This window comes from Nocardioides sp. QY071 (assembly GCF_029961765.1).
In the GTDB taxonomy this organism is placed as follows: Bacteria; Actinomycetota; Actinomycetes; order Propionibacteriales; family Nocardioidaceae; genus Nocardioides.
The window spans coordinates 4,022,373-4,033,923 of sequence record NZ_CP124681.1 but is presented as its reverse complement, the minus strand read 5'-3'; the positions used below and the strand labels follow the sequence as shown (position 1 = coordinate 4,033,923).

At 72.2% G+C, this 11,551-nt stretch carries 12 protein-coding genes and 1 tRNA gene; 9 read left to right on the top strand and 4 right to left on the bottom strand.

What is annotated here, in order from left to right:
- Positions 1–2: 2 nt before the first annotated feature.
- Positions 3–84 (bottom strand) — tRNA-Leu (locus QI633_RS19470).
- Positions 85–112: 28 nt separating this feature from the next.
- Here QI633_RS19470 and QI633_RS19465 point away from each other — a divergent pair.
- Positions 113–1,339, top strand: coding sequence for an amidohydrolase (locus tag QI633_RS19465; RefSeq protein WP_282426777.1), 1,227 nt, complete (start codon positions 113–115; stop codon positions 1,337–1,339).
- Here the strand turns inward: QI633_RS19465 and QI633_RS19460 are convergent.
- The 3 genes from QI633_RS19460 to bcp are packed head-to-tail and all read right to left on the bottom strand — an operon-like array spanning position 1,261 to position 4,947.
- Positions 1,261–3,195 carry a hypothetical protein gene (locus QI633_RS19460; RefSeq protein ID WP_282426776.1) on the bottom strand — a complete coding sequence of 645 codons (1,935 nt, stop codon included), beginning with the start codon at positions 3,193–3,195 and terminating at the stop codon, positions 1,261–1,263. The two genes, QI633_RS19465 and QI633_RS19460, sit on opposite strands and share 79 nt — an antisense overlap.
- 25 nt (positions 3,196–3,220) lie before the next feature.
- The gene (locus QI633_RS19455; protein WP_141797853.1) at positions 3,221–4,417 is read right to left on the bottom strand and encodes a hypothetical protein; all 1,197 of its coding nucleotides are present in this window, start codon (positions 4,415–4,417) and stop codon (positions 3,221–3,223) included.
- A 35-nt stretch (positions 4,418–4,452) separates the two neighbouring features.
- The gene (gene bcp / locus QI633_RS19450) at positions 4,453–4,947 is read right to left on the bottom strand and encodes a thioredoxin-dependent thiol peroxidase (protein WP_141797854.1); all 495 of its coding nucleotides are present in this window, start codon (positions 4,945–4,947) and stop codon (positions 4,453–4,455) included.
- 126 nt (positions 4,948–5,073) lie between these two features.
- On the opposite strand from bcp, the gene QI633_RS19445 reads away from it, so the two are divergent.
- From QI633_RS19445 to QI633_RS19410, 8 genes are all read left to right on the top strand, one after another.
- Positions 5,074–5,760, top strand: coding sequence for an energy-coupling factor ABC transporter permease (locus QI633_RS19445; RefSeq protein WP_174245195.1), 687 nt, complete (start codon positions 5,074–5,076; stop codon positions 5,758–5,760).
- Positions 5,757–6,089: a PDGLE domain-containing protein gene (locus tag QI633_RS19440; RefSeq protein ID WP_174245196.1), complete on the top strand. Its 333-nt coding sequence runs from the start codon at positions 5,757–5,759 to the stop codon at positions 6,087–6,089. The genes QI633_RS19445 and QI633_RS19440 overlap by 4 nt, the downstream gene beginning before the upstream one ends.
- A 4-nt stretch (positions 6,090–6,093) precedes the next feature.
- Positions 6,094–6,801, top strand: a complete 708-nt coding sequence (cbiQ, locus tag QI633_RS19435) for a cobalt ECF transporter T component CbiQ (protein ID WP_282426775.1) — start codon at positions 6,094–6,096, stop codon at positions 6,799–6,801.
- Positions 6,798–7,568, top strand: coding sequence for an ABC transporter ATP-binding protein (locus QI633_RS19430; RefSeq protein ID WP_282426774.1), 771 nt, complete (start codon positions 6,798–6,800; stop codon positions 7,566–7,568). Before cbiQ ends, QI633_RS19430 begins: the two co-directional genes overlap by 4 nt.
- A complete protein-coding gene (locus tag QI633_RS19425) occupies positions 7,565–7,813 on the top strand; it encodes a DUF3618 domain-containing protein (RefSeq protein WP_141797857.1) in 249 nt (82 codons plus the stop codon). The genes QI633_RS19430 and QI633_RS19425 overlap by 4 nt, the downstream gene beginning before the upstream one ends.
- A 49-nt stretch (positions 7,814–7,862) precedes the next feature.
- Entirely contained in the window at positions 7,863–8,162 is a 300-nt protein-coding gene (locus tag QI633_RS19420; RefSeq protein ID WP_141800947.1) for a co-chaperone GroES, read from the top strand.
- A gap of 148 nt (positions 8,163–8,310) precedes the next feature.
- Positions 8,311–10,752 carry a penicillin acylase family protein gene (locus QI633_RS19415; protein ID WP_282426773.1) on the top strand — a complete coding sequence of 814 codons (2,442 nt, stop codon included), beginning with the start codon at positions 8,311–8,313 and terminating at the stop codon, positions 10,750–10,752.
- Positions 10,753–10,771: 19 nt separating this feature from the next.
- A complete protein-coding gene (locus tag QI633_RS19410) occupies positions 10,772–11,551 on the top strand; it encodes a crotonase/enoyl-CoA hydratase family protein (protein WP_141797858.1) in 780 nt (259 codons plus the stop codon).

Below are 11,551 nucleotides of genomic sequence, written 5' to 3'. Positions count from 1 at the left end.
CGTGCCGAAGGCGGGACTCGAACCCGCACACCCGAAGGCACGGCATCCTAAGTGCCGCGTGTCTGCCAGTTCCACCACTCCGGCGTGAGCGGGACGAGTCTAGGGTGCGGACATGCCGACTGACCTCGACGCCCTCGTCGCGACCTACGAGGACCTGCACCGCCACCCCGAGCTCGGCCGGCAGGAGCACCGCACGTCCGGGATCGTGGCCGAGCAGTTGCGCGCCCTCGGGTACGACGTCACCGCCGGTGTCGGCGGCACCGGCGTCGTGGGCGTGCTCGAGCGGGGCCAGGGGAGCACGGTGCTGCTGCGGGCCGACATGGACGCGTTGCCGGTGCTCGAGGACACCGGGCTGGCCTACGCCAGCACGGCGACGGCGACCAACGCCGCCGACGAGACGGTGCCGGTGATGCACGCCTGCGGGCACGACATCCACACGACGTGCCTGCTGGGTGCGGCGGCCGAGCTGGCCGGTGACGAGGGATGGCAGGGCCGGCTGCTCCTGGTGTTCCAGCCCGACGAGGAGGGTGGGGGCGGGGCGCAGGCGATGGTCGACGACGGCCTGTTCGAGCGGTTCGGTACGCCGGACGTGGTGCTCGGGCAGCACGTGGCGCCCGTCCCGGTCGGGGTGCTCGGCGTACGCGCCGGCCCGGCGTTCGCCGCGTCCGACGCGCTGCGGATCACCCTGTACGGCTCGGGCGGGCACGGCTCGCGGCCCGAGGCCACCATCGATCCGATCGTGATGGGGGCCGGGCTCGTGCAGCGGTTGCAGACGGTGGTCTCGCGCGAGGTCGCGGCCACCGACACCGTGGTCGTCACGGTCGGCTCCTTCCACGCGGGGTCCGCGCCCAACGTCATCCCCGACAGCGCGGTGCTCGGGCTGAGCGTGCGCACCGCCGACGAGCGGGTGCGCGCGAAGGTGCTGGCCACGATCGAGCGGATGATCCGGGCCGAGGCAGTGGCGGTAGGGGCGACCCGGGAGCCCGAGATCGAGGCGCTCACGTCGTTCCCGCCCGTCGTCAACGACGAGGCGGCGTGCGAGCGGGTCCGGGAGGCGTTCGGCGCCGCGGCCCGCTGGGTCGTGGTCGACCCGGGACCGGTCACCGGCAGCGAGGACGTCGGGATCCTGGCCGAGGCCGCGGGGGCGCCCTGCGCCTACTGGCTGCTCGGCGGCGCCGACCCGGCCCTGTTCGCGGGCGCGACGAGCGTCGAGCAGATCCGCGACCTGGTCGCTGACCTGCCCTCGAACCACTCGCCGCGCTATGCCCCGCTCGCCGGTCCCACGCTGGAGTCCGGCGTCGCCGCACTGGTGACTGCGGCCCGTTCCTGGCTGTCCTGAGCGCGCGCCACCGCGGCGGCGTACGCGTAGACGCACATCAGCGCCACGAACGGCCACACCACGCCGAGCACCACCGAGGGCACGGTGTTGAGCACGACGAACGGCACCGGGACCACCACGAACAACAGCGCCGCGACCACCGCGCCGATGGTCGTGAGCAGCAGCAGGCCGAGTGCCAGGACCGGCACCAACGTGGCGAAGGAGTGCCGGATCAGCCGGACGCTGCGGGGCAGGCCGGCGAAGCCGCGCCGCCGCTCCAGCACGACCACCGGCACCAGCAGCACCCCGGCCGTCAGCACCACCAGCGCCAGCGGCGCGAGCACGATCGAGGTCGTGAGGCCGACCACGAGCAGCGCGGTCACCAGCAGCGCGGGCAGGCCTGCGCCGAGCCGCCGCAGACTGGTGCGGTACGCCGCGCGCAGGTTCACCCGCGCCCCGAGGCCCTCCTCGTCGAGGACCTGCACCACCGCCGCCAGCGCGCCGGCCGACACCGGCAGTGAGGCGGTGCCGATCAGCACAGCCAGGGCACCGACCCAGCCCGGGACGGGGCTGGAGACGGTGACGCCCTGGAGCACCGCAGCGAGCACGTTGAACAGTGCCGGGGGAGCCATCGCCAGCGCGAACAGCCCGGGCCGCTCGCGCAGCACGTCGAGCGACGCGGCGACCACCTGCCCGGCCGAGCGGCGGATCCGCAGCGGCAGCGCGGTCGTCGCCCACGACGTACGACGCACCAGCCAGCCGACCGCGAGCAGCGCGGCGACCAGCACGACCAGGCCGCGCCACGGGTCGTCGACGTATCCGCGAAACAGGTCGCTGCCCTTGCCGACCAGGTCGCAGTAGGTCTCGGCGACCGCACTGCTGGTGGCGCCGCCGCCGGGCACCTCGATCGAGGAGTCGCGCGCCTTGGCCGACCACGAGAACGGCTTCGCCCAGGACTGCTTGCGGTTCGGCCCGGTCGGCCCGGCGTAGAACCGCTTCGGCCCGACCTCGCCGTAGTGGCCCTCGTAGGAGATCCACGGGTACGCCGACCGGGCCAGTGCCGGGTCGGACGGGATCGAGCGCACCTCCGCTCGTACGGCGTCGTGCTCGCCGGCCGTGGTGTCGCACCCGAACCCGGTGTTGGCGGTGTTGCCCATGAACACACCGGCGGAGAACTGGTTGGCGTGCGAGCCGGCCGAGACGTAGACCACCGGGTGGGTCGCGTCGTCGACCTCGAGCTTCTCCTCGCCCCAGCGGGCCTTCTCCGAGCCGTAGTGCTGGGAGTAGACGACCAGGTCGGGGTCGAGGTCCTCGGCCAGCGCGGACGCGGCGTCAGGCGCCGCGAACTCGAGCTGGATCCGCTCCCAGTCGGTCTCGTGCTTGTTGTTGTAGTCGTTGAACGCGTAGAAGAAGAAGTACTGCAGCGCGATCCGGTCCCCGATGCCCTTCTGGGTCGCGACGTGCGCATAGATGGTCGGCTTCGTGCCGCGCCACTGCCGCTCGGCCCAGCGCTCGTAGTCGCAGTCCGGCGTCAGCGGGTTGCCCGGCAGGTCGAGCTCGTAGCCCGGCAGCCCGGCCGACACGTCCTCGGCCGACGGGCCGACCTTCACGAGGTCACGCGAGGTCCACGGCCCGCGCAGCGCGACCGTCGGGTTGTCGAAGAGCACCTCGACGGCGCTGGGGGAGTAGGGCTCGCCCGGACCGCAGGCATGGTCCTGGCGCACCAGCATCAGGACCGGCGCGAACCTCTCCGCCAGCGCCTGCTCCGCGGCGGGGTCGTCGTCCGCGTCGGCGCGGGCGGGCGCTGCCGCGAACAGCAGGGTGAGCACCGGCGCGGCCAGCAGGCAGCGGAGCAGCCGCCGACCCCGCGGGCTCACCTCAGCCCGACCCTGAGCCCGGCCCTCAGTCCGTCCACGTCCAGGCGCTGAGGATGTCGTCGAACTTGGTGAGCACGTCGTCGTCGCCGTCCTTGAGGGAGACGGTGATGGAGTACGCCGTGTCGCCGCTGATCACGAGGTAGGACCGCTGCGAGACGTCGATGCCGTTGTCGTTGGTCCGGCTGATGTCGACGCCGAGCGCCGTCTCGCCACCGATGGTGGTGTCGTCGATGTCGTTGGTGGTGGCGGTGTCGTCGTCGGCGACCAGCGCCGTCTTCCAGTCGTCGGCGAGGTCGGAGGGGTCGGTGCTGCCGTACGACGACTGGGTCTCCACGATCACGTTGCCGCGGGCGGTGTTGAAGGTCGAGCCCCAGATGAACACCCGGTCGAGCGTGCTCAGGCCGGGGTTCTGCGACGTGAAGTCGTCGGTGCCGTCGATCCAGCCGGAGGGCAGCTCGGTCTCGTAGCCGGTGCCGGTGGCGACGTTGCCGCTCGGCTCGTCGGTCGTGTCGTCGGTCGGGTCCGCGGAGGCGCTGGTGGCCTCGGTCGACTTGCTCTTCGTGTCGTCGGCCTTCTTGTCGCTCCCGCTGTTCGCGACCGCGATGATGCCGATGATGCCGGCCACGACGACGACCAGCGCCACCGCGATCGCGCCGACGATGAACCCGGTGCCGGACTTCTTCGGCGGCGTCGGCTGGCTCCAGGAGGTCGCTCCGGGCGCGCCGTACGACGGCTGCACGGGCTGGTGCGGCGGCGACATGATCGGCTGCTGCTGCGCGGGAGCCGCGAAGGGCTGCTGGACCGGCGAGGTGACCGGCGGCTGGCTGGGCGCGGTGCCGCCGGGTCCGTGGCTCGGCGGGGCCGCCGTACCGGCCTCGGGGTCGAGCCCGGTCACCAGCGACTCGGGCACCTTGCCCAGCGCGAAGCCGAGGACCGCGATCGCCCACTGGCAGCCGCGCACGTCGGCGCTGCCGCGGTCGCGGGCCAGGCGCTGACCGGCGGACTCGACGGCGTCGCCCGGGCGGGCTCCGCTCTCGAGCATGGTGACCAGGCCGTCCAGCGCGCCGAGCCGGACCGCGTCGGTGAGCAGGTTGATGGTGCCGCTGGACGCCTGGCCCTCGTCGAGGTAGTCGTCGAGGGAACCGCGGAACGCGGTCGCGTCGCGGAACAGCGCGGTGCCGTGGTCGCGGGCGAGCTCGGCGAGGGACTGGTGCAGCTTCATCGGGTGTCCTTCAGGTACGGGCAGGTGCGGGGAGATCAGGCGGGCGGGACCGGGAGCCCGAGGTCGCGGCGCAGCTTGGCCACGTGCCCGGTCGCCTTGACGTTGTACTGGGCGAGCTCGACGGTGCCGTCGGTGTCGATGACGAAGGTCGAGCGGATGACGCCCTCGACGAGCTTGCCGTAGAGCTTCTTCTCGCCATAGGCGCCGTAGGCGCGGTGCACCGCCAGCTCGGGGTCGGCGAGCAGGGTGATGGTGAGGCCGTCGCGCTCGCGGAACTTCGCCAGCTTGGTGGTGGTGTCCTTCGAGATGCCGACCACCGTGTAGCCGGCACCCTGGAGGGCGTCGAGGGAGTCGGTGAAGTCGCAGGCCTGCTTGGTGCACCCGGGGGTCATCGCGGCCGGGTAGAAGTAGACGATCACCTTCCTGCCCTGCTCGAGGAGCTCGTACAGGTTGACCTCGCCACCCTGGTCGGAGGCGAGGGAGAAGTCCGGTGCGCGGTCGCCCGCTGCCAGCCTGGCCTGGTCACTCAAAGGGGTGGCTCCTCTCCTGATGGGCAGGTGCTGTTGCAACTGCCATGCAATAAGGTGGTCGTGCTCGTGACCATCTAACTACCCCGGTGCCGGGCGACCGAACACCGGATCGAGGCAGGTTCATCCATGCACGTCCCTGACGGCTTCCTCGACGCCCCGACCTCGGTCGCGACCGGCGTCGTCGCCGCGGCCGGTGTCGGCCTCGCGCTGCGCAAGGCACGCGCCGAGCTCGACGACCGCACCGCGCCGATGGCCGGTCTCGTGGCCGCGTTCGTGTTCGCGGGCCAGATGATCAACTTCCCGGTCGGTGCCGGCACCAGCGGGCACCTTCTCGGCGGCGCGCTCGCCGCCGTCCTGGTCGGGCCGTGGACCGGGGCGCTGTGCATCAGCGTGGTCCTGCTCGTCCAGGGCCTGTTCATGGCCGACGGCGGATTGACCGCGCTCGGCACCAACATCACCCTGATGGGCCTGGTCGGCGTCTTCGTCGGGTACGGCGTCTTCCGCCTCGCGCTCGCCGTGCTGCCGAGCAAGCTCGGCTCGGTGCCGGTCGCGGCAGGGCTCGGCGCCCTGATCTCGGTCCCCGCCGCCGCGACGGTGTTCAGCGTGCTGTTCGCGATCGGCGGCACCGCCGACATCGCCGCCGGCAAGGTGTTCGCGGCGATGATCGGCTGGCACACCGTGATCGGCGTCGGCGAGGCCCTCATCACCGGGCTGGTCGTCAGTGCCGTCGTCGCCTCCCGTCCCGACCTCGTCCACGGCGCGCGCGGGCTCGCCGGCCGTCGTCCGCTGCTCGACCAGGAGGTCGCCGCGTGAAGACCAGCACGAAGACCAGCACGAACAGCCGCCGCTTCCTCGTGATCGGCTTGTTCGTCGCCCTCCTCGTCGCGGGCATCGGCAGCTACTACGCCAGCAGCCACCCCGACGGGCTCGAGTACGTCGCCGGCAAGACCGGCTTCATCGACTCCGCGGAGGAGCCCGTCGACACCGGCAGCCCCTTCGCGGACTATGGGACCAAGGGCGTCGAGAACGAGCGCCTCAGCGGCGGCATCGCTGGCGTGGCCGGCGTGGGCATCACCCTCCTCCTCGGTGGCGGACTCTTCTGGGCGCTGCGCCGGCGCACCCCGGCCGAGCAGCAGGCCTGACGAGATGGGCGCGGGCCACGGCCACCGGCTGCACTTCCACGGGCACTCCGTGGTGCACCGCGCCCCGGCCCACCTGAAGATCCTGTTCCTGCTCGGGTTCGTGCTGACCGTCGTCGCCACCCCGCGCGAGTGGTACCCGGTCTTCGGCGGCTACCTCGCCCTCCTGCTGGGCGTGGTGCTGCTGGCCCGGGTGCCGCTGACCTACCTGCTGCCACGGATGGTGGTCGAGGTCCCGTTCCTGGTCTTCGCCGCGCTGATGCCGTTCGTCGCGGAGGGCCCGCGGGTCGGCGTACCCCTCGGGGGGTGGGAGGTCTCCCTCTCCGAGTCGGGCCTGCTGGCGGCCTGGGGCCTGGTCGTCAAGGGCACGCTGGGCGTGCTGGCCTCGCTCACCCTGGCCGCCACGACCGAGCCGGCGGACGTGCTGCGCGGCCTGCAGCGGCTGCGGATGCCCGACCTGATCGTGCAGATCATGGGCTTCATGATCCGCTACCTCGACGTCGTCACCGGCGACCTCGGGCGGATGATCACCGCGATGCGCTCGCGCGGCGTCGACCCACGCTCGCCGCGGCACTGGCCGGCGCTGGCGCGTACGCTCGGCGCGCTGTTCGTGAGGTCGTACGAGAGGGGTGAGCGGGTGCATCTGGCGATGTTGTCCCGGGGGTACGACGGAAGGCTCCCCGAGGCCGCGGGGCCTGTGGAGGCCGCGCGATGACGCCGGTCCTCGACGTCCAGCGCCTCGCGTTCGCCTACCCCGACGGGCACCAGGCCCTGTTCGGGGTCGACCTGCACGTCCATCGGGGCGAGCGGGTCGCGCTGCTCGGGCCCAACGGCGCGGGCAAGACCACCCTCGTGCTCCACCTCAACGGCATCCTGTCCGGTGAGACCGGACACGGTGAGGGCAGTGTCGCGGTCAGCGGGCTGCCGGTGACGAAGAAGAACCTGGGTGAGATCCGGCGCCGGGTCGGCGTCGTCTTCCAGGACCCCGACGACCAGCTGTTCATGGGCTCGGTTCGTGCCGACGTGGCGTTCGGGCCGGCCAACCTCGGCATCAGGGGCGCCGCCCTCGACAAGCGGGTGATGGACGCGCTCGAGCAGGTCGGGATGGCCGACTTCGCCGACCGGCCGCCCCATCACCTCTCCTTCGGCCAGCGGCGCCGGGTCGCGGTCGCGACCGTGCTGGCCATGGAGCCGGAGATCCTGGTGCTCGACGAGCCGAGCTCGAACCTCGACCCCGCCTCGCGCCGCGAGCTGGCCGACATCCTTCGCAGCCTCGACGTGACCCTGCTGATGGTCACCCACGACCTGCCCTACGCGCTCGAGCTCTGCCCCCGGTCGGTGGTGCTCAGCGACGGCCGGGTGGTGGCCGACGGGACGACGTACGACGTGCTCACCGACGAGGCCCTCATGCACGCCCACCGGCTGGAACTCCCATGGGGGTTCGACCCGCGCACCATCAGCATTGATAGCCTGCCCAGGTGAGTGAGACTCCCTCTGACATCGAGCGCGAGATCGAGGAGACCCGTGAGCGCCTCGCGGGCACGATCGACCAGCTGCTGTACCGCTCGCACCCCAAGACCATCGTGAGCCGCGAGGTCGCCCAGGTGAAGGCGTACTACGTCGACACCGCGACGGGGGAGCCGCGCACCGACAACATCCTCAAGACGGTCGGTGGCGTGGTCGGCGTGATCGCGCTGTTCGTCGTGCTGCGCAAGATCACCCACTGACCCTGCCCTGCAGGTGAGCACTCCCGTGTCCGACAAGACCCCCATCAAGATGCTGCACGACCGCATCCTGTGTGAGGCCGACAGCGAGGCCGGCGAGCGCCGGTCCTCCGGCGGCATCGTCATCCCCGCGACCGCCGCGATGGGCGCCCGGCGCCTGGCCTGGTCGCGCGTGGTCGCGGTCGGCCCGCACTGCCGCGCCGTCGTCGCCGGTGACAAGGTGCTCTACGACCCCGAGGACAAGGCCGAGGTCGAGGTCTCCGGCGAGGTCTACGTCGTCATGCGCGAGCGTGACATCCACGCGGTCGCCGCCGAGCGGCTCGGCGACGAGTCGGCCGGCCTCTACCTGTGAGCGCGCGCCAGTTTCACCGGTCAGCCGGTGAAACTGGCGCTTGGACGAGGAAGTTTCATCGTCCAAGCGGGAGTTCCACCGGTCGGCCGGTGAAACTCCCGCCGGCCCTGTGACGTAACTCACTCAGGTGGAACGCGTTGCACCTGACGTGCGCTCCCCACGTGTCCTGAGCCTGCTCGCCGCCGCCCTGGTCCTGCCGGCGCTCGCCGCGGCCGGTCCCGCCGACGCGGGGCCGGGGCCCGAGACCGCCGCGGCGGCCGCCGGTCCGTCCTACCACGCGACGATCGCGATCACCGAGCACGGCATCCCGCACATCACCGCGGACGACTGGGGCTCGCTGGGCTACGGAAGTGGGTACGCCACCGCGCGCTCGTCGATCTGCAACCTCGCCGACACGGTGCTCACCGCCCGCGGTCAGCGCTCGCGCTACCTCGGCGCGACCGGCCGCTACCTCGACGGGGTCTCGCTCGACGCCTCCAACCTGCAGGTCGACGCGTTCGTCACCGACCTGCACAACCGCAAGGTCGTCGAGGGCCTGCTCGCCTCGCCCGCCGGCCCCACCACCCGGGCGCGCGAGATGGTCAAGGGCTACACCGCCGGCATCAACCGCTGGCTGCGCGACAACACGATCACCGACCCGGCCTGCGCCGACGCGACCTGGCTGAAGCCCGACGCCACCGAGCTCGACCTGTGGTACGGCGTCTACATGGCCAACCTGATCGCCTCCTCGGGCAACTTCGTCAAGGAGATCGTCGAGGCCGATCCGCCCACCCTGCAGGACCCGGGCCTGCCGGACCTCGGGCTGAAGCTGCCGCTGCCGACGACCAAGGAGGAGGTGCCGGCGTACGCCGCGCAGCTCAGCGCCGACCAGCGCGAGGAACTGCTGCGCTCCCTGGGCCAGGACAGCGCGTTCGGCTCCAACGCCACCGCGATCGGCGGAGACGCCAGCTCGACCGGGCGCGGGTTGCTGCTCGGCAACCCGCACTTCCCGTGGGGCGGGCGCTACAAGTTCACCCAGCAGCAGCTGACCATCCCGGGTGTCTACGACGTCGCCGGCGCCTCGCTGATCGGCTCTCCGGTGGTCAACATCGGCTGGAACAAGGACGTCGCCTGGAGCCACACGGTGTCCACGGCCTACCGCTTCACGCCCTACGAGTACTTCACCCTCGGCCCCGGCCCGCTCTACCTCAGCGCCAACGGGCTGATCCGCAAGGCCGAGCGACGCTGGGTCGACGTCGAGGTCTTGCAGCCCGACGGCTCCGTGACGAACGTCCGCGAGGACCTCTGGCGCACCCCGCAGGGCTACGTCATCGACAGTCCCTCGCAGTTCATGGGCTGGTCGCCTCTCAGCTTCTGGGCGATCCGCGACGCCAACGCCGAGCACCTGCGCACCATCGACACCTTCCTCGGCATGGGCGAGGCGACCAGCGCGAGCGACCTGCTGCGCCGCCAGGATGCCGGCGGCGGCATGCCGTGGGTCAACACGACCGCGGCCGACCGCAACGGCGAGGTCCTGTACGCCGACCACAGCGTGGTGCCCAACGTCAGCAACGCGATGGTGACCCGGTGCCTGACCCCGGTCGGCCTGCTGCTCAAGTCGGTCGCCGGGCTGCCCGGCCTCAACGGCCTGCTCGCCGACGGTGCCTGCGCGTGGGGCACGGACTCCGACGCCCAGCGGCCCGGCATCTTCGGGCCCGTCAACCTGCCGGCCGTCGTACGCCGCGACTGGGTGATGAACGCCAACGACTCGTACTGGACGCCCAACGACAAGGTCCGCCTCGAGGGCTACGCCGGCATCATTGGCTGCGAGAGGTGCGCGCGGACCATGCGGACGCGGATGGTGCAGCAGTACGTCATCGACCAGCTGGCGGGCGGCGGCTCGGAGACGCCGGAGTCGCTGCGCGGGCACGAGTACGAGAACCGGGTCCGGGCCGCCGAGGTGATGCGCCAGGACGGCAGGCTGGACCAGGTCTGCGCGCAGACCGGCGAGACCGCGGCCTGCGCCGTGCTCGCCGCCTGGGACGGGCACTCCGACGTCGACTCGGTCGGCACCCACCTCTTCGAGGCCTTCGTCGAGCGCGCGCCGACCGGCGCCAACCTGTGGACCGTGCCGTTCAATGCAGCCGACCCGATCAACACGCCGCGCGGCCTGCGGACCGGGCCCGAGGTGGTCAAGGCGATGAAGGCGGCCATCGAGTCCGTGCGGGCGGCCGGGGTGCCGTTCGACGCGCCGTGGGGCTCGCTGCAGGTCGCGGGCGACCGGGGCGCGCCGGCATACCCTCTCGGCGGCGGTGACGGCGACCTCGCCGGCAACGCCAACGCCCTGGCCTCGCGGCACCCCGCGGGCAACACCGGCGCCTACAAGCCGGTCAGCTACGGCTCCTCGCACATCCAGGCGGTGTCCTACCTCGCCGACGGCAGCGTGGACGCGCGCACGATCCTCACCTACAGCCAGGACGAGGACCCGGCGTCACCGTGGTCGAGCGACCAGACCGCGCTGTTCTCGCAGGAGAAATGGGTGCGCTTCGCGTGGACGCCGCAGCAGATCGCGCAGGACCTGGTGCGGACCATCGACCTCGCGGGTTCGTGAACCCCCTAACCTCGGGGGCATGTCCGTCGAGGTGGAGAAGCGCGGTCCCGTCACCGTCGTGACGCTGTCACGTCCCGAGGTGCGCAACGCGGTCGACGCGGAGCACGCCCGCCTGCTGACCGAGGCGTTCACGGCCTTCGACGCCGACGACAGCGCCTCGGTCGCCGTCCTGCACGGCGCCGGCGGGGTCTTCTGCGCCGGGGCCGACCTCAAGGCGGTGTCCGAGGGCCGCGTCGACGTGGGCGCACCCGGCGACGGAGCGGACGCCGGCCCGGCGGGGATGGGGCCGACCCGGATGCTGCTGTCGAAGCCGGTCGTCGCCGCCGTGGAGGGTTACGCCGTCGCCGGCGGCCTCGAGCTCGCGGTGTGGTGCGACCTGCGGGTCGTCGACCCGGCCGCCGCGTTCGGCGTGTTCTGCCGACGCTGGGGCGTGCCGCTCATCGACGGTGGCACCATCCGGCTGCCACGCCTGATCGGCCACTCCCACGCCCTCGACCTCATCCTCACCGGCCGCGAGGTCGGCGCCGAGGAGGCGCTGCGGATGGGCCTGGCCAACCGGGTCTCGGCCCCCGGCGCAGCGTTGGCCGAGGCCGTGACCCTGGCCGAGCAGCTCGCCGGGTTCCCGCAGACCTGCCTGCGCGAGGACCGGCTGTCGTCGTACGGACAGCATGGCCTGGACCTCGACGACGCGCTGGCGCTGGAGTGGAAACACGGACTCCGCTCGCTGAGCGCGGATACCCTCGCGGGGGCGACGCGCTTCGCCGGCGGGGCGGGCCGGCACGGCGCGTTCGACGGCTGA